At 69.1% G+C, this 24,873-nt stretch carries 19 protein-coding genes and 2 pseudogenes; 11 read left to right on the plus strand and 10 right to left on the minus strand.

Annotation, left to right across the window (positions count from 1 at the left end):
* The first annotated feature begins 6 nt into the window (after positions 1-6).
* Together HEP85_RS41135 and HEP85_RS41140 are read left to right on the plus strand one after the other, a co-directional pair.
* Positions 7-627: a transposase gene (locus HEP85_RS41135; RefSeq protein WP_168532363.1), complete on the plus strand. Its 621-nt coding sequence runs from the start codon at positions 7-9 to the stop codon at positions 625-627.
* Positions 624-1,109 (plus strand): hypothetical protein, encoded by a 486-nt coding sequence (locus HEP85_RS41140; RefSeq protein WP_248002366.1) that lies wholly within the window; start codon positions 624-626, stop codon positions 1,107-1,109. The genes HEP85_RS41135 and HEP85_RS41140 overlap by 4 nt, the downstream gene beginning before the upstream one ends.
* Here HEP85_RS41140 and HEP85_RS41145 read toward each other — a convergent pair.
* Complete coding sequence (locus tag HEP85_RS41145) at positions 1,069-1,407, minus strand: hypothetical protein (RefSeq protein ID WP_168532365.1); 339 nt, start codon at positions 1,405-1,407, stop codon at positions 1,069-1,071. The genes HEP85_RS41140 and HEP85_RS41145 overlap by 41 nt on opposite strands.
* Positions 1,408-2,044: 637 nt before the next feature.
* Between HEP85_RS41145 and HEP85_RS41150 the strand changes: the two genes are divergently transcribed.
* From HEP85_RS41150 to HEP85_RS41160, 3 genes and pseudogenes are all read left to right on the plus strand, one after another.
* On the plus strand, positions 2,045-3,190 hold the full coding sequence (locus HEP85_RS41150; protein WP_282189925.1) for an ISAs1 family transposase: 1,146 nt from the start codon (positions 2,045-2,047) through the stop codon (positions 3,188-3,190).
* Positions 3,191-3,353: 163 nt separating this feature from the next.
* Complete coding sequence (locus HEP85_RS41155) at positions 3,354-3,998, plus strand: hypothetical protein (protein ID WP_168532367.1); 645 nt, start codon at positions 3,354-3,356, stop codon at positions 3,996-3,998.
* A gap of 79 nt (positions 3,999-4,077) precedes the next feature.
* Positions 4,078-4,266 (plus strand): annotated as a pseudogene (locus HEP85_RS41160) (transposase); the annotation flags it as partial.
* A 163-nt stretch (positions 4,267-4,429) separates the two neighbouring features.
* Here HEP85_RS41160 and HEP85_RS41165 read toward each other — a convergent pair.
* A complete protein-coding gene (locus tag HEP85_RS41165) occupies positions 4,430-6,244 on the minus strand; it encodes an NACHT domain-containing protein (RefSeq protein ID WP_168532369.1) in 1,815 nt (604 codons plus the stop codon).
* Between the two features lie 1,010 nt (positions 6,245-7,254).
* Complete coding sequence (locus tag HEP85_RS41170; protein WP_168532371.1) at positions 7,255-8,505, minus strand: cytochrome P450; 1,251 nt, start codon at positions 8,503-8,505, stop codon at positions 7,255-7,257.
* A 456-nt stretch (positions 8,506-8,961) separates the two neighbouring features.
* Between HEP85_RS41170 and HEP85_RS41175 the strand changes: the two genes are divergently transcribed.
* Both HEP85_RS41175 and HEP85_RS41180 read left to right on the plus strand, forming a co-directional pair.
* Entirely contained in the window at positions 8,962-9,456 is a 495-nt protein-coding gene (locus HEP85_RS41175) for an AAA family ATPase (RefSeq protein WP_369658163.1), read from the plus strand.
* 190 nt (positions 9,457-9,646) lie between these two features.
* Positions 9,647-10,321 (plus strand): alpha/beta fold hydrolase, encoded by a 675-nt coding sequence (locus HEP85_RS41180; protein ID WP_168532373.1) that lies wholly within the window; start codon positions 9,647-9,649, stop codon positions 10,319-10,321.
* Between the two features lie 632 nt (positions 10,322-10,953).
* On the opposite strand, the gene HEP85_RS41185 is transcribed toward HEP85_RS41180, so the two are convergent.
* Positions 10,954-11,883 (minus strand): RNA polymerase subunit sigma-70, encoded by a 930-nt coding sequence (locus HEP85_RS41185; protein WP_248002369.1) that lies wholly within the window; start codon positions 11,881-11,883, stop codon positions 10,954-10,956.
* Positions 11,880-12,434, minus strand: coding sequence for a dihydrofolate reductase family protein (locus HEP85_RS41190; RefSeq protein ID WP_168532375.1), 555 nt, complete (start codon positions 12,432-12,434; stop codon positions 11,880-11,882). Before HEP85_RS41190 ends, HEP85_RS41185 begins: the two co-directional genes overlap by 4 nt.
* On the opposite strand from HEP85_RS41190, the gene HEP85_RS41195 reads away from it, so the two are divergent.
* Together HEP85_RS41195 and HEP85_RS41200 are read left to right on the plus strand one after the other, a co-directional pair.
* Positions 12,433-13,413, plus strand: coding sequence for a hypothetical protein (locus tag HEP85_RS41195; protein WP_369658057.1), 981 nt, complete (start codon positions 12,433-12,435; stop codon positions 13,411-13,413). The two genes, HEP85_RS41190 and HEP85_RS41195, sit on opposite strands and share 2 nt — an antisense overlap.
* Before the next feature lie 191 nt (positions 13,414-13,604).
* Positions 13,605-15,716 (plus strand): discoidin domain-containing protein, encoded by a 2,112-nt coding sequence (locus HEP85_RS41200; RefSeq protein ID WP_348772479.1) that lies wholly within the window; start codon positions 13,605-13,607, stop codon positions 15,714-15,716.
* Positions 15,717-15,907: 191 nt separating this feature from the next.
* Here the strand turns inward: HEP85_RS41200 and HEP85_RS41205 are convergent, their stop codons facing one another.
* The 4 genes and pseudogenes from HEP85_RS41205 to HEP85_RS41220 all read right to left on the minus strand — a co-directional run.
* Positions 15,908-19,270: a lectin gene (locus tag HEP85_RS41205; protein WP_248002370.1), complete on the minus strand. Its 3,363-nt coding sequence runs from the start codon at positions 19,268-19,270 to the stop codon at positions 15,908-15,910.
* 634 nt (positions 19,271-19,904) lie between these two features.
* Positions 19,905-20,192, minus strand: coding sequence for a hypothetical protein (locus HEP85_RS41210; RefSeq protein WP_369658170.1), 288 nt, complete (start codon positions 20,190-20,192; stop codon positions 19,905-19,907).
* 74 nt (positions 20,193-20,266) lie between these two features.
* Positions 20,267-20,773, minus strand: a complete 507-nt coding sequence (locus HEP85_RS41215; RefSeq protein WP_369658171.1) for a hypothetical protein — start codon at positions 20,771-20,773, stop codon at positions 20,267-20,269.
* 388 nt (positions 20,774-21,161) lie between these two features.
* Positions 21,162-21,314, minus strand: a pseudogene (locus tag HEP85_RS41220) (helix-turn-helix domain-containing protein); the annotation flags it as partial.
* 235 nt (positions 21,315-21,549) lie between these two features.
* Here HEP85_RS41220 and HEP85_RS41225 point away from each other — a divergent pair.
* A complete protein-coding gene (locus tag HEP85_RS41225; protein ID WP_168532381.1) occupies positions 21,550-22,071 on the plus strand; it encodes a hypothetical protein in 522 nt (173 codons plus the stop codon).
* An 80-nt stretch (positions 22,072-22,151) separates the two neighbouring features.
* On the opposite strand, the gene HEP85_RS41230 is transcribed toward HEP85_RS41225, so the two are convergent.
* Complete coding sequence (locus HEP85_RS41230) at positions 22,152-23,075, minus strand: MerR family transcriptional regulator (RefSeq protein WP_365221840.1); 924 nt, start codon at positions 23,073-23,075, stop codon at positions 22,152-22,154.
* Between the two features lie 142 nt (positions 23,076-23,217).
* Here HEP85_RS41230 and HEP85_RS41235 point away from each other — a divergent pair, with 142 nt between their 5' ends.
* Positions 23,218-24,792, plus strand: coding sequence for an alpha/beta hydrolase (locus HEP85_RS41235; protein WP_168532383.1), 1,575 nt, complete (start codon positions 23,218-23,220; stop codon positions 24,790-24,792).
* The last annotated feature ends 81 nt before the right edge of the window (positions 24,793-24,873 follow it).

The following is a 24,873-nucleotide window of genomic DNA, read 5'->3' on the forward strand; positions in this document are numbered from 1 at the left end:
GGCGCGGTGAAGTACTACTTCTGCAAGTGGCGCGATGAGGGCACCGGCCAGACCATCCACGACCTGCTGCGCTGGCAGGTTCGCGAGAGCCGGGGGCACAAGGCTGACCCGAGCCTGGTGGTGCTCGACCCCCAGAGCCTGCACGCGGCCGTCGGGGTGCCCGCCGGCGCCACCGGCAGGGACGCGGCAAGAAAAGTCCCAGGCCGCCGGCGCGGCCTGGCAGTTGATGTTCTCGGTCTGGTGATCGCGGTCGTCGTCCTCGCCGCGAGCACGCACGACAACACCGCGGGCATCATGCTGCCGGACCAGGTCGCCGAGCACGCCGGCGACAGCGTCCGCAAGGCACTGGTCGACCAGGGCTTCAAGAACCAGGTGGTCCTGGACGGCGCCAACCTGGACATCGACGTCGAAGTCGTCGACCGCAACCCGGGAACCAGCGGGTTCGTCCCGCAGCCCAAGAGGTGGGTGGTGGAGCAAGTGAACGGGATCATGATGCTGCACCGCAGGCTGGTACGGGACTACGAGCACCGGCCCGCCTCCGCCGAGTCGAGGGCGTACTGGGCCATAAGCGACCGGATGGCCCGGATGCTCACCGCGACCTCCACCCCTACCTGGCGCGGCGCGTGAGCGGCAACGAGCTGACCTTGGGAGCGGTGCTGGCACAGTTGGAGGACCAAGAACACGAGATCGCCGCGCGGTCCGAGGCCGCGCGGAGACGCATCGCGGAACTCACCGCGCAATTGGAGGAGTTCCACCAGGTCGCCCAGGAGATCCGCATCACCCGCAAGACCCTGCTAGCGCTGCCTGATCCGTCCCCGCCGACGCCGCCGGCCGCGAAGCTGCCGGACCATCTGGCCTACCGGCAGATCATGGCGGTGCTCGCCGCGGCCGACGCCCCGCTGCGGGCCCGGGCGGTCTGCGAGGCGATGGACCTGGAGATCGCAGCCCAGCAACGTCAACAACGTCCGGACGAAGCTCCAGCGGCTGGTCGAACGCGGGATCCTGATCGAGCCCGAGCAGGGATTGTTCACCCAGCCACGGCCGTAGCCACCCGGGCCCGTTGGGGAACTAATTCCACGCGACGGCCACGATGGCTGCGGCCGCCGTGAACGCCCCCACAGCATAGAAGGCCCACGGTTGCTTGTTGCGCATGCCCACCAGCGCGGTCACCGCCACCAGGACGTCCAATGCCAGTTTCACCCCCATCTTCGCGTGAACCACCGGCAGGTCCAGGGATATTCGGGTCCAGATGAGTCCCGCACCGGTGACCAGCTGGACGACCGCGCTGCTCAGCATGTAGCTGCCAGTCACCGGGTCCTTCCCTCGCAGCTGGAAGAAGAGGCCACCCAGGAGTGCGGCGAACCCGAAGAGGTGGAAGACAAGGAACACATACCGAAGGATCTCCATGCCGGTGATCGTTCCATAGAGACGGAACAAATTGACGGTCTTTTAGACGGGAACTCGACCACGTCCGCATCACCCTCGCGACCGCCACCGCCGTGGCCGACGATCTCGACGGCGACGACTCCCCGGGCAAATTTGAACCGGCCTTGCATGGGCACCCCTCTACCTCCAGCGCCTGGCGGTCGTCGCAGACAGGAAACCGTCCCTGCGAGCCCGTGACCTGTGTGAAGCCCTTTAACTCGGACTACTGCCGAAGAACGTCGAAGGCGCCCACTCCAAGCTCAAGCGCCTCGTCGCCCGCGGCATCCTCACCGAGACCGAACCCGGATTGTTCACTCAGGACCAGCCATAGGGCCCCCGCCTCCGCGACCAGCTCGCCTCACCCAACGCAACCCCCGAAACGGGCATCGAGTCACTTACCGCCCCCTCGGAGGGCAGGGCGGTTGCAAGTTCCGGGATCGTGTAGATCGTCCGCGCCCAGCGGGAGTTGACGTGGCAACAGCACAGGCACGAGACCGGTGATCATCAGGGTGTCTACGCCAGCTGATCACATCGAGGTCCCGTGCCTGCTGCTCCATCTTCCCCGATCCCTGCCGCCCTGGCGAAACTGAGGCCTCTTCACCAGCACGACACCGGCCGCCTGCGCGTCCACCTCCGGCGCGTACCGGACCCGCGTTCGCGTCGCGGGCGGTGGTATCCCCTGGTCGGCTTGCTGCTGATCTGTGCCTGCGCAGTCGTCTCCGGCGCCCGAACCATCACCGAGATCACCGAGTGGGGACAGCGCGCCACCACCACGGTGCTGGAGCTGCTCGGCATCCGCCGCCACCTGCCCGGACGTCGCCGCGCCCCGTCCCACGCCACCCTCACCCGGCTCCTGGCCGCCCTCGACGGCGATGCCCTGGACGCCGCGATCGGCGCCTACCTGGCCGAACACGACCACACCGCCGTCGACGTCACCGGCTCGGCGCCGCGGCCGGCGATCGCGGTGGACGGCAAGGCGCTGTCCGGCTCCGCGCACCGACAGCAGCGCCACCGGCACCTGCTGTCCGCCGTCACCCACGCCCCCACCGTCACCCTGGCCCAGCGGGAGGTGGGGGCCAAGACCAACGAGACCGCCGCCTTCCGCCCGCTGCTGGAACCACTCAATCTGGCCGGCGCCGTGGTCACCTTCGACGCCCTGCACAGCGTCAAGGATCAGGTGCGCTGGCTGGTGCAGGAGAAGAAAGCCCACTACATCGCGGTGATCAAGGGAAACCAGCCGACCGCGTCGGCCCAGGTCAAGGCCCTGCCATGGGAGCAGGTACCCGTGGCGCACACCGTTTCCGAATCCGGGCACGGGCGGCGGGAGTCCCGCTCGGTCAAGACCATGGCCATCGCGGCGAACCTGGGCGGGATCGCCTTCCCGGAAGCGCGGCTGGCCTTGCGCATCCACCGGCGCCGCCAGGAGAGCGGCAGGCGGCAGACCAGAGAGACGGTCTACGCCGTCACCAGCCTCGATACCCACCAGGCCAGCCCCGCTGACCTGGGCGGATACGTGCGCGGGCACTGGGGAATCGAAAATTCCAGCCACCACGTCAGAGATGTGGTCTTCGCCGAGGACGCCTCCACCGTCCACACCGGCAACGCGCCGCGGGCGATGGCCGCCTTGCGGAACCTGGCCATCGGCAGGCTGCGACTGCTGGGAGCCGACAACATCGCCAAGACCACCCGAGCGATCCGGGACGCACCCGAACACGCCCTCTGGATCTGGGGCATCACCGACAGCCCGCTCCTACCGGGAACTTGAAGCCGCCCTGCTCGGAGGGCGGTTCGCGAGTTCATGTCCGTTTCGGATATGGCGACGTACTTCAGTTGGCGAGTGAGCGCGTCGGGTCGCAATAGCTTGACCGGAGGAGGGTGGCTGTGGGGCCTCGTGACACGCCCGGCAAAAGTGCGTCACGATGATCACTATGACCGACGGAATTGCATGGCTTGCTGCTCCCCAGTCGATCGCCTTCGGTGGCTACAGCGTGGTGCTCGGTCGAGGGTTGGACGCCGAAGAGCTGGTGTCTCGGCTGACCGCGACAGTGTTCGGGCCGACGCGCACGGCGCGTAGTCTGGCCCATCTCACCAGCAAGGACCTGATCGATGTCGTGGAGGACGGCCCCTGGGACCCCTACCCCGTGATAGGTCTGCGTTATGGAGAGATCGGCGAATGGGTCTTCGTGGTCAAGTACGGTGGCTGGCAGGCGGAGTTCGGCCCGCAGCCGCCTGTTTCTCGGGATGGTGCACACGTCTTCCAGCTGGAATTCGAAGAGGAGAACGGCAAGCCGGTACCGCCTCAGTTCTCCTATCTCCATGATGATCGTCTCATGTGTGCTTTCAATCTCCACCTGGACCGTTCATGGGGATACGACGGCGTGAACGGTGACCGTGAGGTGGCGGTAGGCGTCGAGGAGATGCTGGCTGCTGCCGGCCTGCCAGACGCCAACATGCCTCGCCGCGAAGTGCACCGCACCACACTGGAGATCATCGAACGATACTTCGGCCTTTCCCTGCCACGCAGGCAAGTCCTGGAGGCCGCGCTTCCCGCTGTGGTCCTGGAGATCGCGTAGCCGGCGAGCCTCCAACTGAAGCGCTAGTAGGGCTCCGTTAGGTCTGTGTCGCGGCCCTGTTCGGGGGCATGGTGGGGGTGTGGACGCACATGAAGTAGAGCGGGCTCGGGCGCAGTTGGCGTTATTTGTGGCGGATGTGTTCGCGGCGGTGCCGCGTAAGGATCAGCGGGCGAAGGGTGACTGCTCTCTGCGGGGGCTGATGCTGGACGGGCGGCGTAAGTCGATCCAGCCGATGGCGGAGCGGCTGCCGGACGGCAATGAGCAGCACAGGGGACTCACCCTCTACCAGATCCTCGACGCCATCCAAGACCTGCTGAACTGCTGGACCGGCACCTGCACCACCTGCCACCGCCCCCTGCCCAGAACATCCCCCACCAGCCAGAGCCCAAGAGCCACAACAACTTAACGGAGTCCTGCTAGTCGACCAGCGCTCAGCGGTGGGTGGCGAGATGTTTCTGCAACTGGGCGTGGCGGAACTGGTAGACGCCGCCCACCCGCCTCAGCACCCCCCTGTGCTCGTGCGCGTCCACCAGGAAGCCCACGAAGCGCCAGGGCAGTCGCCCGGCGAGGCACAACCAGCCCTTGGTGACGGCGTACATCCCCCAGGCGCTCTCGGCGAGTCCCGCGCTGGCGAACAGCACGGCGAAGATCAGCCCGACACCTAGCCCAACGGTGGAACCGACCGCCAGACCGGCCAGCCCGAAGGCGAGCAGCCAGCCGAGTCCCATCGCCGCGGACATCGCCCAGAGGACCCGGCGGTCGCGGACCAGGAACGCCCCCGGCGCGGCAGCGGTGGTCAGATCGGCCGGAACCCCGGCGACGGCCCCGGACTCCCAGGCGCGCCAGACGGCCACTGTCGCCAGCGCGCTGACCGCCACGCAGCCCATCAGCACCCCGGTAAAGCCCGCGATCGCGAACCCGATCCCCGCCGCCATCGCCGTCAGAGCGATCCCGCCGACCGTGAGAGCGGCGGGCCACCGCAGGCGACCCATGGGGGGACGTACCGCCGCGCCGGAACGAGCGTCCGCGGCGGCCGCTTCACCGGCGACGAAGCCGGTGAACAGACCCAGGGCGGCGCCGCTCGCCAGACTCGTCCAACTGCCGGTGCAGAGCCAACCCGCCACCGCGAAGTCCGCGCCCAGTGTGCCGGCGAACACCGAGACGAAGAGTCGGCGCGGGGCCGCGCGACGCAACTGCCACCAGGCGAAGTCGGTGCTGCCGTCCACGTTCTGTTCGAGGTGCTTCGCCAGCTCCGTCAAGTACCGCCTCGCCTCGTCCGCCGTCCAGCGGCTGTGTCGTGCCCGATCGGGGTGCGGCCGGTAACCGACGAGAACCGTGGCGTCCAGCAGGTGGGCCGTCACCGCCTCCGGCGTGGGAAAGCGGCGCCCGTCGCACAGTTCGGTGGGATCGGGCAGCGCTCCCAGGCCCTCACCCGGGCGGGGGTTGTAGGTGTCGCTGGCCATGGCGGCTGCCAGCGGCGTACGCAGCGCCCGCCCGACGGGCGAGGCGTGGCCGAGCTGGGCCAGCACCGGCGCCCACCGGTCGGCCGCCGCCGACGGGCCGCCCGCCTCACGTTCCAGATACCGCCTGACCGCTTCGGGGCTGGGCTCACCCAGCGTGACACCGGCCGCGGCACAGAGCTTGACCGACAAGGCTCCCGTCGGGTGGACGGCGCGACGGTAGTCGTCCGTCCGAGCCGCCACCACCAACCGGTCCCCGCTGTGCAGACCTTCGTTGAGGCGGTCGAGTGCTCGGCCGCGCACCGACTGCGGGATCTCGTCGAGCCCGTCGAGTACCGGCATCAGCAAGTGCCGGGCCGGCAGCGCCTGTCCCAGGCTCATGTCGGCGCTCGCTCCCGGCACTCTGGCCGACAGACCCGGGTGGCTGATGGCGAGTTGCCCCAGGAACCACGTCCGGAGGTCCTCCGCAGCCGGGTTCCAAGAAGCCAGGGAGAGCAGCGCGGGCACCGGGCCGCGTCCGGTGGTACGACGGCGGGCGAGCACGTCGAGCATCAGCCGTACCAGCAGGACCGTCTTGCCGGAGCCGGCCTCGCCGAGCACCACCAGCCGTCCGCTGGGCACGCGGTCGAGAAGCTGGAGCATTCCGCCGTCCGTGGCGGCGAGGTCCTCGGGGTCGTCCGCCCAGTCCTCGGCCCCGCACCCCACCCCGGCGGGTCCGTCGCCGCACGCGGAGACCGCGTACGTCCAGTCCTCGAAGAGCGAGGCGTCCGGCGCCACCCACGGCACCGGCAAGGTGTTTTAGTCGTTGACCCTGCGGAACTGCGCCTCGGCCTCCCCCTCCGCCCCGATAGCCAGCGCGAGTTGGTCGGCGACCTCCAGCAGCGCGTCGGGGCGCCGTAGTGGTGCTGGTTGATCGTCACATGGAGGGGGCTGTTGTCGCCCGTCGTCACACCGCCGATGTGACCCCCGGCAGCCACCGACCGATTTCCGGAGGCCACCGCGCCGGGGACCCACGAGGAGCCGCGTCCGCCGAGTGGGCCAGTTCCTCTTCCGCCCCACCTGAATGTCATGACTGCCCTTCGTCGCCGGTGACCGCTTCATCGATGCTGCCGCCCGCCGCGATCCCCCGCTCGCCCGAGGCGCGCACGGCGGAGGCGGGGCCGGGCGGGGCTGGGTCGATGGGCGGTACGGCGGGGAGGATGCAGTAGTCCGGCTGAGGCCGTCACCGGTCACGGCACGGCCGATGTGCCCTCCCGCGGCGATCGAGCGCGACCCCCGCGCTTCGACCATCGCGCCCGGTGCCTGGTCACCGGAGGGACGGAACAGCGCGTACACGGACACCACGAATCCGGCCAGGCCGAGCAGGACCCCGATGATGCTCTCTGCCTGAGTGGCGCTGTCCAGGTCTCCGAGGACGACCAGCAGGATCAGCCAGACGGCCGCCAGGCCGCAGACCAAGGCCACCGCACCAAGCACGACCCTTGCGCGTCCCGTCATGGTCCCATCGTGCACCGACCGACTCTCCCGGACGGCTCACATCGTCATGTGCTCGACTCAACACGCTAGTTGACGATGCGCAAGACGCCTCCGGTGACGGTGGCGCCTGCTCCCGCCCAACTGGAGCAGTTCCACCGCACCGCCGAGGAGATCCGCATCACCCCGCAAGACGCCGCTGGAGAGACTGCTCGACGTCGTGCGGGGAGCCGAGCCGGAAGCCCTCCAGTGGCGCCCGTCCATCTGGATGCGTGGTCTGGTCGGCCCGCCAGTGGAGTTCACCGCGGTCCTGCAGTATGACCTCAGGTACTGCTTCCCTGGTGTTCCGGCGCTGGGAGGGGTGTGAACCGGACCGGGAGGGTCTGGGGTCCGCGGGTGAAGACACCCCGTTCGGTGGGGCGGGCCCCGTCCGCAACCCGCACATCGGGCATAGCGTCCAGGAGTTGGTTCACGCCGATCTCCACTTCTGCGCGGGCCAGCAGTGCCCCGACGCAGAAGTGGCGGCCCAGCGCGAACGCGAGATGGTCGGCCGCGGCGGTGAACGCGGTGGTCGTCGTGAGGTCGTCCCGGAAGATGTCGAAGCGGTCCGGGTCGTGGTACCGGTCGGGATCGCGGTTGGCTGCCCCGATCAGGCAGGTCACGGTGGCTCCGGCGGGAACGGTGCCACCCGACAGCGTGACGTCCACCGCGCTCTGGCGCATGATCATGTGGACGGGAGGGGTGAACCGCAGGGACTCGGCGAAAGCCTTGTCGATGAGCGAGCGGTCCTCCCGCACCGCTGCCAATTGCTCGTGGTTTTCCAGGAGGTTGGCGAAGATACTTGCTATCGCCTTGTCGGTCGTCTCACCCCCGGCCGCGAGCAGCAGGCTGCAGAAGGCCTTGATGTCCTCGTCGCTCATGCGGACACCGTCGACCTCCGCGGCGCACAGTGTGGACAGCAGGTCGTCGCCCAGATGCTCCCTGCGGTGCTGAATGATCGGAATCATATACTCGGCGAATTCGACGCGGGTGCGCTCGCCGGCCGCGGTGACTTCCGCGTCGCCGGAAAGGTTGCCGAGGAAGGCGATCACCGTTGTGTACCAGCGGTGAAAACGATTGTGGTCGGCCTTGTCCAAGCCGAGCATGTCGGCGATGACGTTGACCGGGAGCCGCGTCGCGAAGTCTGAGACGATATCGGCGCTTCCCGTGTCCCGGAATTTGTCGATGAGTTCCCGTGCGTTCCGCTCGATCACCGGAAGGAACTTCTGCTGTAGGTCGCTTCCGCGGAAGGCGGGGGCCACGAGTGCCCGGCGCACCGCATGCTCACGGCCGCTCAGTTGCAGGATGGTCTTGCCGTGCACTGGTTCGATCTGCCAGCTGTAGTTGTCGGTGGTGAACTGCCCCGCGCGGTCCTTGAAGATGCGCTGCACGTCCTCGTAGCGCGAAACTATGTAGCTCTGGGTAGGCTCGTGCCAGATCAGGGGCGCTTGTTCTCGCATGACCGTGTATGCGGGGTATGGGTTTTCGGCGAAGGCGGGGGAGAGGATGTCGGGGATGTCCGGGGCGGTGGCCATGGCTGCTCTCCTTGAAGCATCAACTGGTCGATCTTTACAGGCTATTGATCATTACCGTGGCCTGAAAGCTGATTCCCGGCCTGTCCCTGGTGTAGTGATACGACGTCGCATCAGGCGAGTCTTGACTCCCCTATCGGGGCAAACTGCGGATATCCTCTCGCACTTGGGGACTGGGGGCCGTGTCTGGCATGGCTTGGAAGAGTTCATTTCAGCCAGGCCAAGTTCGAGTCTGTTGCAGACTCGGGTGACAGGTTCGGTCACGTACCCCGGAAGGCCGGTGTGGTTATGACGGTTTCGAATTCCATGGGGGGTGACCCGGCCGATGGAGGCTTGTCGGCGGCGTCGGTGGTAGGTTCGCTCGGTCGAGGTCGCGATCCGCAGTCCCTGACGGGTGGCCCGCCGGCGGCGGTCGAAGCATGCCGGAATGACCTTGCCGCGGTGCTGTGGAGGCGCCTGATGGATGTGAGTCCCGAGCCCAGGCTGATTTTGCTGTGCGGGCTGCCCGGTTCTGGGAAGACGACGCTGGCGAAGTGCCTGGCGAGAGAGATTCCAGCGGTGCGGCTGTGTCCGGACGAGTGGCTGGCGGATCTTGGTGTCGATCTGTTCGATGAGCCGATGCGTGGCCGGCTTGAGGAGCGGTTTTGGACTCATGCCCAGGATCTGCTGAGGCTCGGGCAGACTGTGATCTTGGAGTTCGGCTTCTGGGGGCGCGCCGAGCGGGATGAGAAGCGACTGTCGGCGCGTGCACTCGGGGTTCCCGTTGAGCTGCACTACCTTGCTGCGTCGGTCGATGAGTTGTGCCGCCGCCTCGAAGCCCGCAGCCGGGAGGGTGGGCCGGGGACCGTTCCAGTCAGCCGCGAGTTGCTCGACGAGTATGTGAAGTTCTTCCAGGCGCCCGACGATGACGAGCTGGGTCTTTTCGACAGCCCGCCTCCGGAACGGCGCGGCTGACCGGACCCACGCGATGCAGGTCCGGTCAACCGCCGGCCGGCGCAGGTTTCCTCGGCCGGCTGGGGATGGCCCCGTCCGCGTCCTGGTCCCCGCTTACTGGTCGATGAAGCCTTTGTCGGCACGTCGCCACCGATGACTTTCCGCGTTCCCGACGGTCCATGCTTTGAGCGCGAAGCGAGGAGTGCGAAAGATGAGCAAGTTCGTCTTGATTCCCGGGGCTGGCGGCGCGGCCTGGTACTGGCATCGTGTGGTGCCCGAGTTGCAGGACAGAGGACACGACGCGGTCGCTGTCGACCTGCCCGGCGCCGACGAGTGCGTCGGGCTGCCTGAATACGCCGACGCGGTGGTTGCCTCGATCGGCAACGATGATGACGTCGTGTTGGTGGCCCAGTCGATGGGCGGCTTCACCGCTCCGATGGTCTGCGCTCGCGTGCAAGTGGATCTGCTGGTGCTGGTCAACGCGATGATCCCCCTGCCGGGCGAGACGGCTGGACAGTGGTGGGACAACACCGGATCGACAAAGGCCCGCGTCGCGGCAGCCGAAGCAGGCGGGTATACCGCGGAGTTCGACCTGGCCACCTACTTCCTTCACGACGTGCCGGACGAGGTCGTTGCTGCCGGCGCGGCGCACGAGCGGCCTGAGGCCGACGTCGCGTTCAGCCAGCCGTGTGACATCGAGCGGTGGCCGGACGTGGCTACACGTGTACTTGCCGCGGCCGGGGACCGGTTCTTCCCTTTGGAGTTCCAGCGCCGAGTGACCCGCGACCGCCTCGGGATCGACATCGACCAGGTTCCCGGCGGTCACCTGGTTGCGCTGTCGCGCCCAGTCGAGCTGGTCGACCGGCTGATCGAGTACCTGCCCTGAACGGCAGCGGGATTTGCCTCTGCGCACCACCATCGCGCTGTGGCCTGTAAAAGAGAAAGGCGGGGCGGGGAGGTGTACGGGAGCGCCTCGGGGGAGCAGGCGCCAGTCCTACCCCCTCCTACGTCGGTGGGGCTGCCCGCTGTCGAGCCGCTGCTCGCTCCGGCGTGCATGGCCGGCCCCCGCGGTGAAGCTCGGAGTCTGACCGGCAAGGGCAGCCCCGTCACCTGTTGCGCAGAGCCCTGCACGCGGCGTTGCCGATGCTTCCACCTTGACGCAAGGAAACGGCTGAGGACGGCGTATGAGCGGGCCTGGTGTGGGGTTCGGCATCCCCTCTGCGCTCCCGCATCCACCTTCCAGGAAAGAGGGAGAGCGGATGGTGCGGAAGCGCTTCGGGGGATCGGACGCCGTCGGGTCCGGTTGCGCGTCGGTAGCGGCCTCCGCGCTCGCTGCCCGCGACAGGCCTGCCTCGGGGCAGGAAGGGAAGGAGGCGGAGCGTGGCTGTGTCAGTTCCGCACTCGGCCACCTCACACCAGCCGAGTTCGAACAACAACTGATCACGTCACATACGCTGTCACTCGTCACATGAAACCCGGTGTCCACTCCCGGGAATCAACCTCAGTGGGTCTTCGCGGTCACACGTGCGCAGGGAATCCGAACCGCTTGACGAGCGCCGGATCCCCGAACGCGTTGATTGTCGCGATGCCTGTCGAGGTCACGGTGAGTACGAGGATGCCGTAGGGCCGACCACGGTGGTAGCCGACGGCCGCGGGCTGGCCGTTCGCACTGGTCGGCAGCAATCGCCAGTCGCCCGGCGAGCCCAGGACCTGCTGCACGAGGTAGGGCACGCAGGTGGCACGCCCGGAGAACCATGTGCGCCAAGGCGTCGCCTCGACCCTGGCATCAACGCGCAGCAGCTGCTCGAGGGCGGCTCCGTCGGCCTCTTCGACCGCCGCGATGTACTGGGCGAGGACGGCGCTCAGGTCGCCGGGCTCGACCGCTCTCTCGACATCGGGGGGCGCATGTTCCAGTCGCGCACGAGCACGCTGCAGTGTGCTCTTGACGGCTGCCGTGCTGGTGCCCATCACCTGCGCGACGTCCGACGCCGGCCACGCCAGGACGTCCCGCAGGATGAAGACCGCCCGTTGGCGGCCGGGCAACTTCTGGAGGGCGGCGATCAGCGCGATCCGCAGGCTGTCGCGCGCCGTGACGATCGCTGCCGGGTCGAGCATCGAGTCGGGAACGGGTTGCAGCCATGGTGCTTCCGCAGCCGCGAGCGGGGTCAAGGGGTCGTCGGCGGGGCCGCCGAGGCCCGACGGCAGGAAACGCCTACTGCGGTGGGACAACGCGGAGAGGCACGCGTTCGTGGCGATCCGGTAGAGCCAGTTACGCACCGACGATCTGCCTTCGAACGACTCGAACGAACGCCAGGCACGCAGATAGGTCTCCTGGACCACGTCCTCGGCGTCGTCCACCGATCCGAGGATGCGATAGCAGTGCGCCAGCAGTTCCCGCCGGTAGGGTTCCGTGTCCGTTGCGAAATCGGCCATCCCGCTCGCCGTCACGGGGCGTAGGTGAGTGTGACGACGCCCGTCGCACTCGGTGTTGCGGCCACGAATCGCAGCGAGCGCGGCAGCACGGTGTCGAAGAGCCGCCTTCCCGCGCCGACGACAACGGGGTGGACGCCGAGGTTCAGCTCGTCGATCAGGCCGTGCTGCAGCAGCGTTCGCATCAAGGTGAAGCTGCCGTACATGACGATGTTGCCGCCGCGCTCCTGCTTGAGCTTCGCGACCGTCTGCGCCGCTTCACCGGTGAGGGCGGTGGCGTTCCAGGGCAACGGACCGCTCAGCGTGCTCGTGACGACGGCCTTGGGAAGGTTGTTCATCGCCTCGGCATACGGTCCGGTGTTGCTCGACCAGGCCTTCTCGAGGATCTCATAGGTCACCCGTCCCAGCAGGAAGGTGTCGCTCGCCAACAGAGCGTCAGTGGCCCGTTGGCGCGAGAGGTCGTCGAAGTACTCCAGTGCCCAGCCGCCGTGTTCGATCTCGCCGAAGCCGCCCGGGTCCTGGACCACGTTGTCGAGCGTGACGAATGCTCCCGCGATGAGCTTGGGCATGTTGGTCTCCGTCCTCAAGGCCGGCCATTCCGGCCTTCTGGAATCAAGACTTGGGTCAGCTCCGAAAGGAATCGGTCGGCATGCCAGGACCGTCGACGATTCGCAATTGGCCGGGATCATCGACGAAGTGTGTCCGGTCGGCGCGAGCCCGTTTCTGACGCACGGCCAGGTCATCGAGGCCATGGTGTCCAACCGGCTCACCTCGGCCGCTCCGCTGGTGCGGATGGGTGACAGGGTTCATACCGGGGTGGTGGAGGAAGGGCTCGGCGTCGATCCGGGTCTGCTGAACGGCGACCACCCTGCCTGGGCTCTGGACGCGATCGCCCCGGAGCTGCAGCGGATCGCGGGCACGGTCGAGGCGGGGGCGATTGCCGAGTTCGGCATCGACGTCGGTAGGTTGCACTGGGACGTGATCAGCATGTCCGCCCACAGCGCCTGCCCGACCGAGGGTGAGGACGCGAACTACCCGGTCATGAAGTACGGGCATCCCAACGACCGACGGGGGACCTCAAGCAGGTCCAAGCGCGGTATCCGCCGCCCAAGCATCCCCGGGCACGCCCGGGTCTTCGGCGGCGGTCCGGGCGCTCCCACGTACCGGGACGACATGGCCGCCCACGGAAGGAATCACACTGCTCCGCACCCGGGACGGCACCTCGGTCAACGGTCGGGGACCAGCTGGCCGGTCTACCGGCCCGGCACGACCCGACCGGGGAATTGCCGCCTACGCAGCAGCCGAGGAGCTGCGGTACGCCGCGCCTCGCGGAACCGCCGCTACCCGGGGCCGCTGCGGGCAGCATGCGGGGCCACGGTCGCCGGTCATGACACCGCCGTCGGAATCGCAACGGTGAGCAGTGGTCCCTCGGAGGGCCCCGATCCCGCTGTCGGGGCTAGCCGGCGCGCCGCGTTCAGCGGTTCACCGACCTTGCGGGACATAACGGGCACTCCGGGTCCGTGCAGCTCAGGCGTCTTCACTTTCTGAAGGCATACCGCGACCACGGAAAGCCTGCTGCCCGATTTCGTTCACAGCCTTGACGTGTCAGCAACAAGGCCGTAACCATCAGTCATCCGGAGAGCGCTCTCTCATTCGGCGACCAACCCACAGGAGACGCCGTGAGTGGAAGACCCCCGTACCGCTTATTCCGCCGTGCCACCGCACGTTCGCCCCGAACCGTGCTGTTCACCGTCGTCACCGCTCTGCTGGCGACCTGCCTGCTGGCCCTGGTACAGGCGCCCGCCCAGGCAGCCGGAACGCTGTTGTCGCAAGGCAAGCCCGTCACCGCCTCGTCCACCGAGAACGTCGGCACCCCCGCCTCCGCCGCGGTGGACGGCGACGCCGGTACGCGCTGGTCCAGCGCCGCCACCGACCCGCAGTGGCTGCAGGTCGACCTGGGCTCGACCTCCACGGTCGACCAGGTCGTCCTGAACTGGGAGAGCGCCTACGCCACGGCGTACAAGATCCAGACGTCGGCGGACGGCAGTTCCTGGACCGACATCTACTCCACCACCACGGCCACCGGCGGCACCCAGACGCTGACCGTCAGCGGCACCGGCCGCTACGTCCGCATGTACGGCACCGCGCGTGCCACCCCATACGGCTTCTCCCTCTGGGAGTTCCAGGTCTACGGAACCAGCGGCAACGGCGGCACCGGATGCTCCACCACCAACGCGGCGCTGAACAAGCCCGCCACGGCCTCGTCCACCGAGAACGCCGGCACCCCCGCGTCGGCCGCCGTCGACGGCAGGAACGACACCCGCTGGTCGAGCACCGCCGCCGAACCGCAGTGGATCCAGGTCGACCTCGGCGCCACGCAGAGCATCTGCGGGGTTCAGCTCAGCTGGGAGGCCGCCTACGGGAAGGCGTACCAGATCCAGGTCTCCGACAACGGCACCACCTGGACCACCGTGTACCAGACGTCCACCGGCGTCGGCGCCACCGAACTTCTCACCGTGACCGGCTCCGGCCGCTACGTCCGCATGAACGGGACGACCCGGGCCACCCAGTACGGCTTCTCGCTCTGGGAGTTCCAGGTGTTCACCACCGGGACCACCCCACCGGGCGGCGGCAACGCGGTGCTGCTCTCCTACAAGAAGCCCGCCACCGCCTCCAGCGCACAGGACGACGCGCAGTGCGGCGGCTGCACCCCCGCCAAGGCCTTCGACCACGACCCGGCCACCCGCTGGGCCACGGCCGCGGGCAGCGGCTGGACCGACCCGCAGTGGATCAGCGTCGACCTCGGTGCGAGCGCGCACGTCACCCAGGTCGTCCTGCAATGGGACCCGGCCTATGCCAGCGCCTACAGGGTCCAGGTCTCGGCCGACAACACGAACTGGACCGACGTCTACTCGACGACCACCAGCACGGGATTCAAGCAGACCCTGAACGTCGACGGCACCGGCCGGTACGTGCGGATGTACGGCACCGCGCGCGGCACGGCGTACGGCTACTCCCTGTGGACCTTCGACGTGTTCGGCACCGGGGGCAGCCCGACGGCCCCGCCGTCCAACCCGCCCGACCCCGGCAACCCCCAACACGTCGTATTCCAGGACGACTTCAACACACCGGCCGGTACCACACCGGACGCCTCGAAGTGGACGCAGGACACCGGCCCCGGTGTCAACGGTGAGCTGGAGTACTACACCAACGGCAGGAACACCACGATGGACGGCGCCGGGAACCTCGTCATAGAGGCCCGCAAGGAGGCCACCCCGGGCTCCAGTTGCCCCACCGATCCGCTGACCGGCTCCACCACCTGCCAGTACACCTCGGGCCGTATCAACACCTCAGACCACTTCAACTTCACCTACGGACACGTCGAGTCGCGGATCAAGGTGACCGGCACACAGGGACTGTGGCCCGCGTTCTGGCTGCTGGGCTCCAACTTCAAGACCGGCACCCCGTGGCCGGCCTGCGGTGAGATCGACATCATGGAGCACATCGGCAAGGTGCCCGACACCGTCTACTCGACCCTCCACGCGCCGGCCTACAACGGCGGCGGTGGCTTCGGCTCGCCGTACCAGGTCGCGGGCAGTGACTTCTCGTCCGCCTTCCACACCTACGCGCTGGACTGGGACTCCAGCCACATGACGTTCACGGTCGACAACAACGCCTTCTTCACCGTCGCCCGCTCCACACTGGAGACGACGAAGGGTCCGTGGGTGTACGACCATCCCTTCTACATGATCCTCAACAACGCGGTGGGCGGCGACTGGCCGGGCGCCCCGAACGCCACCACCGTCTTCCCGCAGAAGATGCTGGTCGACTACGTGCGCGTCACGCAGTAGCCGAGCGGTCCCGGACCGTCCGGCCCCTGTGACGGGATGCCTCGCGCATCCCGTCACAGGGGCCGGGTTGGTCTCGGCGCGGCCTGCTGCCCACGCCCGCTAGCCCACGAAGACGTGCCTCCCGCGCACAGAGGGCTGGTTCCGGAGGTCGTGACCGGAACCAGCCCTGTGTCGTCAGCGCCTGCCGCGCCTCACTGCCCGAAACCGTAGGCGAACAGGTGGACAGTGCCGGTGGAGCCCGTCACAGGAAGGGTGATCGACGCCACCTGCTTGGACACGTCGAGGGGGACCTTCGTCGCGAAGACGTACGTCTTCACTCCGTCCCGACCTCCGTTCGCCGTGTTCCGGTAACCCGTCGCGACGGCCGTCGTGTCCCCCGGAATCGGCTTGCTGCCGCCTCCGTTGAGCGTCCAGTCCGAGAAGCCGACTGTCGCCCGGGAAGTGGTGCCGTCGGTGTAGTTGACGGTCAGCGTGCCCGAGACCCCGCTGCCGTCGACCGGCGCGTTGGTCGCAGCGCCCAGCAGGCCCAGGGACCCACCTGCGGTGCCGGTCGGCATGGGGATGTTCTGGCCGGCCATCTCCAGGTTGTCCGGCTGACCCGACGTCACCGTCGGCCAGGTGTAGGAGACGCCGTCGGCCGTGATGGCGGAGCCGTTGGTGACTCCGGCCGCCGACAGCGCGTTCTGCGAGAACGCCCAGCCACCGCCGTCGAACCCGACCGAGAAAGTGGCCCCGTCGGGGAAGACGCCCTCATTGGTGTCGTAGGGCCACAGCGCACCCGCCTTCGCAACGGCCACGCGGAGGACGGCACTGCCCACTGCCGTACCGGTGGCGTGGTCGGTCAGCGCGAAGGTCACCGGGAACGTGCCTTCGTTCGAGCCCGCCGTCACATGGACCTTGGTCTCGGCGCTGCCGGACGCTGCCACCGGCAATGAGCCGGATGCCGTGTCGAGCGTGACTCCCGAGGGTGCCGTGGCCTTCCAGTCGACCGTGACGGCGTTGCTGCCGAGGTTGGTCAGCTTCAGCGTCCCGTCACCGGACGCACCCGGCTGGAGGACGAGGCCGTCGCTGGTGGGGCCGGTCGCCGCCAGCACCCGGTCGCCGCCCGTGGTGTCCGACGGCGGCACCGCGGACGGGTCGGACGCCCACGACTTGTCGGGCTGGGTGCCGAGCGTGAAGTCGAGCGTGCCGGCTCCCGTGAACTGCTGATAGGTCAACCAGGAGGTCTTCCACGGCTTGCCCTTGACGTCCAGCGACTGCACGTACGGCGCGTCGGGCGCGGCCTGGGGCGCCTTGATCTGGACCGCCTTGCCGCTTCCCAGGGTCACCTTGGCCACCGGGAAGGCCGGACTGCCGAGCACCAGGGTGTCCGCGCCCGGGGTCTCGGGATACATGCCGAGCGCGGACCAGACGTACCAGGAACTCATCGCGCCGAGGTCGTCGTTGCCGAAGGAACCGACCGGGGCGTTGAAGTACAGCTTCTGCTGGGCGTCGCGGACGGCCGCCTGGGCCTTCCACGGCTCGCCCGTGTAGGCGTACTCCCACGGGATCTCGACGCTGGGCTCATTGCTCAGGTCGGCGTCGGTGCCACCGGGGTGGGCAACGTTGTCCAGCAGGCTGTCCAGGTAGGACGAGTACGCCTGCGTGCCGCCCCGCGCCTGGATGAGCTGCCGCAGGTTGAACGGGACCATCGGCGTGTACTGCGCCGACGTACCCTCGACGAAGCCGTTGGAGGTGCCCGGGGTGAATCCGCCCGCGAACTGGCCGTCCTTGTTCTTGCCCTGCATGTACCCGGTCTGCGGGTTGAAGACGTTCATCCAGTCCTGTGTGCGGGTGGCGAACTTCGTGTAGACGGACGTCTTACCCAGTGCCTTGGCGAAGGCGGCGACAGCGTAGTCCGCGGAGTCGTACTCCAACTGTGTGGAGACCGGCCCGTAGAAGTTGCAGCAGCTGTAGTCGTTCTCGTCGAGCGGGAGGTAGCCCTTCGCGTCCCGCACGGATTCGCCGGGGCGGTCGTTGTTCGGCGTTGTGCCCTCGTGCTGCAGGGCGGCGAGCGCCTTGTCCGTGTCGAAGCTCCGGGCTCCGAAGGCGTACGCGTCGGCGATGATGCCGGCGGCCGGGTCGCCGACCATGACGTAGCTCTCGCCGTTGTTCGACGCCCACTTGGGGAGCAGGCCCGTCTGGTCGTACCCGTTGAGCATCGAGGTGACGACATCGCTGGTGACCTTGGGCTCGACCATCGCCATCAGCTGGGTCTGGGAGCGGTAGGTGTCCCAGCCCGAGTAGTTGGCGTACTGGGCCTGTTGTCCCTTGGCCAGCTTGTGGACCTGGTTGTCCATGCCCATGTACTGCCCGTCGGCGTCCGAGAAGACGTTCGGGTGCAGCAGCGCGTGGTAGAGCGCGGTGTAGAACTGCACTTGCTGGTCCGTGGACCCGCCGCCGACCTGGACCTTGTTCAGTACCGCGTTCCAGGCGTCGTGGTTGGCCTGCTCGACGGTGCCGAGGTTCCAGTTCTTGATCTCGCGGGAGAGGTTGTCCGCGGCACCGGCGTCACTCGTGTACGAGATGCCGACCTTCGCGCGCACTGTGGGGTTGGTGGAGGTGTCGAAGGTCAGGTACATCCCGTTCGCACCCGTCGTCGGCGGCTCGGCGCTCGACCGGGCCTTGCCTGTGGCCGACTTGCCGGGTGCGCTGCTCGCGCTCGCCGCCGGGGACGAGGGGGCGGAACGGGTGCCACCGCCGGCGTTGTGCACCGTCGGGGACGGGGCGGCCGGAACGGTGAAGTGCTTCTCCTTCAGCGGCTTCGACGGGTGCGTCCGCAGGTCCTGCCGGGCCTTGCCCGCCTTCAGCGAGGTCGCGCTCGGGTTGATCGTGCTGCCGACCCAGGTGCCACTGGCAGTGAACGGCTGGTCGAACTTGACGTCGAAGTGCAGCGTGTACCTGTTGCTCGCGCCGCAGAAGTGACCACTGTCGATCGAGCCGCTGATCTCCTTCTTGTTCACCACCTGGACACGGGTCCCGTCCACCTGCGTGGCGCCACCGCTGAGCTTGAAGAGCAGGTTGGCCTGCCGGCCCGCGGGGAAGGTGAAGGCGCCCAGACCGGCGCGGGTGGTGTCGGTCAGCTGGGTCGTGACCCCGTTCGCGTCGGTCACTTTGTAGGAGCCGATGCCGGTCTTCTCGTCATCGTGGCCGAAGCCTACGGACGTACCGCCGAGGCTGCCGGACAGCGCTCCGGTGACCGGCAGGACGGGCAGGTCACCCGCGACGCCGCAGCCGGGCCCGGAGACATGGGTGAGGCTGAAGCCGGAGATCTTGCTGTCGTTGTACTCGTAGCCGCCGCCCGAGGGTCGGTCGGGCGTCGTGTCGGGGCCCCACTGCACCATGCCGGCAGGCATGTCGGGGCCGGGGAAGGTGTCCACCGCACCGGAGGTGCCGATGAGGGGGTTGACCAGGGACGCGGGGTCCTTGACGAAGCCCGGGGCCGCGGCGCTCGCCGCTTGGGCGTTCCCGATCGTGGGAAGCGGAAGGACGGCGATGCCCAAGACGGACACCACGGCCAGGCGTTGACGGAATCTCTTGCGGTTACGTGGAGCGGCTGAACGTCGGGGTCTTGCCATCGGTTGCCTCCACAGCGGGGTCCCACTTCGCACATGAGGTGTCGGCGTGCCGAAGAGCGCACGCCGACGAGAGGCAACGGTGCCGGCCGCTCCGACGGCCTGACAACGTTGCCATTCACGAGAGACGAGTGAACGCGTGCGCCTGCGGCGTGTCAACGAGACCAACGGAACTTTCTGGTGCGGCAGTTCACGGTGAGCAACCTTGGGGGACATCCACCGCGTCGGCTGATCGAGCTGCCAGAGACGACAGGCAGCCTCGAATACGGGCCGTACCTGGCCGACTTCGGCAGATCGGCCCCTCGGTCCGTCCGCCTGCCCGGCCTCACCGGGCAGGTGAACTCACGCGCAGTCACCGGAGGCGCGTCAAAGGTTCTGCAAAGTGACCGATGAACCAGGCTTCACGTGAAGCCTGTGCGCGACACCCGGGGCGGCGAACTGTGTCTCGTGACCGCCTCCCGCGATGCCGGCCCACGGCCCAACTGGGTCACGAGGAAGGCCGATTGGCTCGTGGCCCTGGGGGTGAGCGCGTTGATCATCCGGGGGTGATGGTCGGGTGTGCCGTTGGCCCTGCTCAGCTTGTGAGGGGGGTCCAGCCGTCGCGTGCGTACCAGTAGCGCGGCAGGCCCTTGATGGCGCTGGTGCGGAACGCGAGGCCGTGGTCGTCGATGCGCTCGGTGCCGGTGCGGCCCTGCGAGGACCAGTCGAACTCCAGGTACCAGCGGCAGTCGCAGCCGGCGGTTCGAGCGTCGACCAGCAGCACCTCGGGATCCTTCGCGGACACCCGGTAGGGCATCCGCATCGCCGGGGTGCTCGTTCCGCCCTCACCGCCCTGGACCGAGCGGGCGATCGGTCGGTCCATGTCCAGATCCACGGCGAACGAGCGGGGATTCATGTCGCTGCCGCAGCCTTGGCCTGTGGCGTAGACGGTGCCCTTCACCGGGGTGGCCCCTCCCACGACGCGGACCCGCAGCGCTTCCAGGACGACGGCAGCGTCCGTTCGCCCCTGCACGGAGATGCCCACGAGTGTTTGGCCGCCGTGCACCGCGCCTTGTGTACGCGCCCATGGGGCGGCGTCCTGGGGGCCGGGGGTGGCGGCACCTGCCGGGGCGCCTTGTCGATGACGTAGTCGTGATGGCAACCGAGCTCCCACAGCTGGGAGTTCGCGGTCCAGGCGAGGGGCGGCGCGGCGGGGACGGCCTTGACGGACGGGTTCATGGACGGGTTCGACGAGCGGTCGCCCGCTGCGGGTGCCTTCGGCGAGGGCGCGCCGGGCGGCCGGTGGAGCGCGGTGGAGGCGGGTGCGGACTGTGTCGGGGAGTCGTGCCGTGCGTCTGCGGTCTTCGCGGTCTTCGTGCCGGACGCCTGGTTGCCGCCGGTGGTCCAGAAGTGCCCGTACGACAGGGCGGACAGGCTGCCCAGGGTGGCGATCAGTGCGGTCACGACAGCCGCGGCGAACGCCACGCGGCGCCTGGACCAGGGATTTCGCGAGGCGGGTGCGATGCCGCGTCGCGCTCGCGCGACGAGTAAGCGACGCTCTTGGCGGGGGTTTGTCGGGGGCCGGGCGAGGGCCGGGCGCTGCCGCGGGCACAAACTCGGCGGCCGTCGTGGAGATGGGGTCTGCGGTCACCGCGGACGCGAGCTCAGCCGCCCCATCGGCCTGGGAGTTCTCGCTGCACGCCGGGCGGGCTCCCGCGCCTTCCGGTGCGGGCTCGGTCGCCGTCCGGGACCGTTGTCGTGCCGCCACTGCCAGGATCCACCGCCGGTGCAGCTCGATCCGTTCGGCCGGACTGGCCTCGCACATCGCGGCGAACCGTTCCACGGGTGCGAAGCCGAGCGGCACGGCGTCCCCCGCGCAGTACCGGTGCAGCGTCGAGGCGTTCATGTTCAGGCGGCGCGCGAGTGCCGCGTAACTGCGGTCCGTGCGGGCTTTCAGACGCCGCAGCAGCGCCGCGAACTCCTCCACCTCGTCCTGGGACGACACCGGTTCCCCCGCCTCGCGTCCCAGGACGGCATCCCAGGCACTCCTGATAAAGAGAGGTCAAATGGCCTGGGACGGTTCCACCGTTGCGGATCGGGCGCGGTCCGTTGTGCCCGGACCGCGGGGCCGCCGATGCTCTTGCTGTCGCCGGAGCCGCCCCCACACCACGAGGGTCGAGGAGGCCGCCCCGCACCCAGCGACGCACTTTGGAGCCCACCGAAATCGGGGAGACACACGGATGAACAGCAACACGACCGCCCGCAAGCCCGTCCGCCGCACCGCTCTGATCGCCGGCCTCGTCGCCGCGGTGACCCTGCCGCTGGGGCTCACCGGGTCGGCACAGGCGTCCGCCCCGGCGCCCGCGAAGGTGTCCGCCGTCGCGCCGCGGTCGGTCAGTGGCACGTTCGGCCAAGCGGTGACCCGGGTCGCCGACTTCTACGGCGCGTACATCGACGCGAAGGGCGACTACGAGGACCCGGACGTCACGCTGGCCACGGTGCTTCGCGAGCACTACCTGACGCCCGAATTCGCCCAGCGGCTGGGGGTTTGGGAGGACGCGAACGGGGCGGACGGCGTCCTGCGTGCCCAGAACGTCCCGGCCCAGTGGACGGTGACCGACAACGGCGCTGTCGGTAACGGCCATGAGGTCGTCGTCACCCTGACCTTCGGCAGCGGGGGGACGACGCAGAAGACCAAGCTCTTCGTGCTGGTGGAGCGGTACAACCACATCGTCGACATCGGCACCACGAGCAGCCGCTGACGGCGGAGGCGCGCCGGGCAGTCCGTCCCGGCCGGGGCGGGGCACCGCAAGGTCCGCACAGGTTTCCTCGGTCTTGTGGTCTACGCGGCGGCGGCGTTGTCCCGCTCCAGCGCCGTGCGCAGCCAGTCGTCCGCGGAACCCGGCGTCGGTTCCGGCGCGCCACCCGGCGGCGTGAGGACCACGGCCGTCAGTTCCCAGTACCGGTCCAGACGCGGATCGGCGGCGAGCCGCCGGGCCAGCAGGCGGCGGAACTCCCGGCTGTCGGGGCTGTCGTAGGCGCTCGCGTACGCCGCCACATAGGCGTCCAGCGCCTCACCCGGGTACGGGTCGCGTGCCCGCCGCAGCTGGGGGCCCGCGAGTTCGTACGCCTCGGCGAGACCCGCGTACAGCGCGGCCGCCCCGTGGGCCCCGCCCACACGGTGCACCTCTGGCTGGGTCTGCCGGCCGCCCGAGCAGGGAGCCGTCGTCATCGCGTGCAGCCGGGCGAAGGCGAGCACCTGCGCCGGGTCCGGCTCATCGGGCGGCTGCGGAACGGCCTCCTCCAGGAACGCCGACGTCGCCCGGGCCGGCATCCGCGGCGGCAGCCAGGCACGCCAGAACCGGGCCAGCGGTGCCGTGCTCGGTGGGACGTTCACCGCGCCGAGCAGTCGCAGCCGGTCCGCCCGCTCAGCCGGCGGGCACTCGCGCACCAGCCGCAGCGCGGCCTCCCGCCAGCGCAACGCCCGCACCTCACTGCCCAGTTCACGCAGACGACCCGCGACGGCGTCCTCCAGCACACGGCCCGCCGCGCCCTCGTCCTCGAGGACCCGGCGCACCTCGGGCAGCGGCAGGCCGAGAGTCCGCAAGGAGCGGATCAGCCGCAGTCGCTCCAACGCCTCAGCGCCGTAGCGGCGGTGCCCGCCACTGCTACGGGAGGCCTCGGGCAGCAGACCGCGGTCGGAGTAGAAGCGGACGGTCTTCACGGTGGCACCCGCGCGTTCGGCGAGCTCACCGATGCTCCACACAAACTCGTGCGACGACAGTTGAACCTCCCTCTGGGGGAGTTCCTACGGTACTGGCGCACGCGGCCCGGAGCTACGTCCGGGCCCGCGGACCTGGACGCACGCGACCGGCGTGACGTCAGGTGTCGGACCCGAGGAGACAGTCATGACCGTGTTCATCATGGTGGCGGGCGTGTTCACCGGCGCCGGGGTGTGGCAGGAGACAACCGCGCGACTGGCGGAGGCGGGCGGCGAGGTGCACGCGGTCCCGCTCACCGGAGTCGATACGGGCCGCTCAGCGGAGTCGATGCGGACCGCCCCGCCGCGTCGGGCCCCCGTCGATCTGGAGACGCACATCGCGGACGTGATCGCGGTGATCGACGCGGTGGGCCCGGCGCCCGGACGGGAGATCGTGCTCGTCGGCCACGACTACGGCATCCATCCGGTGCTCGGTGCCGCCGACCGGCGGCCTCAGCACGTCGCCCGCGTCGTGTACCTGGACTGCGGAATGCCACAGAACGGCGTTCCTGCCCTGGCCGCCGTCCCGGACCGCGCCCTGCGCGCACAGCTGTCCGACTCGGCCCGATACGACTCCCTCGAAGGTGAGTTGGCGCCGCCGTCCGGTGACGAGTGGCAACGCTGGGGCAGTACGGCCGGCCTCTCCGTCGCGGCACTGGAGCGGCTCACGGCCCTTGCCGCGCCGCAGCCGCTGGGCACTCTGCTGCAGCCGCTGCGACTGACCGGAGCGGTGGCCGCGGTGCCCACCACCGGGGTGCTGTGCACCCGTAACGGTGTCGGCATCGACCTGGTGCAACAGCGCGTCGATCTCGGCGACCCCACGATGGCGACCCTGACCGACCCCCAGGTCACCTTCTTCGAACTGCCCACCGGTCACTGGCCGATGCTGTCCTGCTCCTCCGCACTGGCGGACGTCCTGCTGCGTGCTGCGGCCGGCGAGGGGCGCCGCCTGCGACCGGCCGACGTCTCTGCGACGCCCGTCCATCTGCGGCCGTTCCCGCTGGAGGTGCCCGAGGTGCCCCGCGACCGCAGGGGACATGTCGACCTGTACGTCCCCGACGCCAAGGGCCCGCTACCGGCCGTGGTCCTCGTGCACGGCGGTCCGGTGCCCGCCGGTGCCCGGCCGACCCCGCGCGACTGGCCGACCCTGGTGGGACACGCCCGCCTGGCGGCCGCCGCAGGCGTGATCGGCGTGACCCTCGACCACCGGCTGCACGATGTCGGCGACTTCGAAAGCGCCGCCGCGGACGTCACCGCCGCCGTGGAACTGGTCCGGTCCGATCCCCGGGTGGACGCCGACCGGATCGCCCTGTGGTTCTTCTCCGGCGGCGGCCTGCTCACCGCGGACTGGCTGAGGCACCCCCCTGCCTGGCTGCGCTGCCTGGCCGCCTCGTACCCGATCCTGGCGCCACCGCCCAACTGGGGGCTGACCGGCAGCCGGTTCCAACCGGTCCGCGCCGTCACGCAAGCCGGCGCCCTGCCTATCGTCCTGCTCCGCGCGGGGCAAGAGACACCCGAGGTCGCCGCCACCGTGGAGGCGTTCGTGACCGCGGCCGAGGACTGCGGGACACACCTGGAACTGGTCGACGTACCGAACGGCCACCACGGCTTCGAGACCCGCGACGCCACCGAGGAGACGCGCCTGGCCCTGCGCCACGCGATGCGCTCGGTGGTGACCCGTCTTACCGGAGGACGCCGTACGGTCCGCAGCTCTCGGGTGTGAGGTGCCGGACGCGGTGAAGCCGGCCTGGAACACGATCCAGGCTGGCAGGAGGTGTCCATGCGGGGCGAGCGGCCGGCCCAC

The sequence above is a fragment of the Streptomyces sp. RPA4-2 genome, from assembly GCF_012273515.2.
In the GTDB taxonomy this organism is placed as follows: domain Bacteria; phylum Actinomycetota; class Actinomycetes; order Streptomycetales; family Streptomycetaceae; genus Streptomyces; species Streptomyces kaempferi.

Excerpts from the sequence above, each read along its gene's own strand:
- HEP85_RS41145 (WP_168532365.1), bottom strand. The coding sequence starts at position 1,407 with ATGGAGATCCTTCGGTATGTGTTCCTTGTCTTCCACCTCTTCGGGTTC.
- HEP85_RS41155 (WP_168532367.1), top strand. The coding sequence starts at position 3,354 with ATGACCGACGGAATTGCATGGCTTGCTGCTCCCCAGTCGATCGCCTTC.
- HEP85_RS41170 (WP_168532371.1), bottom strand. The coding sequence starts at position 8,505 with ATGGCCACCGCCCCGGACATCCCCGACATCCTCTCCCCCGCCTTCGCC.
- HEP85_RS41175 (WP_369658163.1), top strand. The coding sequence starts at position 8,962 with ATGGATGTGAGTCCCGAGCCCAGGCTGATTTTGCTGTGCGGGCTGCCC.
- HEP85_RS41180 (WP_168532373.1), top strand. The coding sequence starts at position 9,647 with ATGAGCAAGTTCGTCTTGATTCCCGGGGCTGGCGGCGCGGCCTGGTAC.
- HEP85_RS41195 (WP_369658057.1), top strand. The coding sequence starts at position 12,433 with ATGTTGGTCTCCGTCCTCAAGGCCGGCCATTCCGGCCTTCTGGAATCA.
- HEP85_RS41190 (WP_168532375.1), bottom strand. The coding sequence starts at position 12,434 with ATGCCCAAGCTCATCGCGGGAGCATTCGTCACGCTCGACAACGTGGTC.
- HEP85_RS41210 (WP_369658170.1), bottom strand. The coding sequence starts at position 20,192 with ATGGACCGACCGATCGCCCGCTCGGTCCAGGGCGGTGAGGGCGGAACG.
- HEP85_RS41225 (WP_168532381.1), top strand. The coding sequence starts at position 21,550 with ATGAACAGCAACACGACCGCCCGCAAGCCCGTCCGCCGCACCGCTCTG.
- HEP85_RS41235 (WP_168532383.1), top strand. The coding sequence starts at position 23,218 with ATGACCGTGTTCATCATGGTGGCGGGCGTGTTCACCGGCGCCGGGGTG.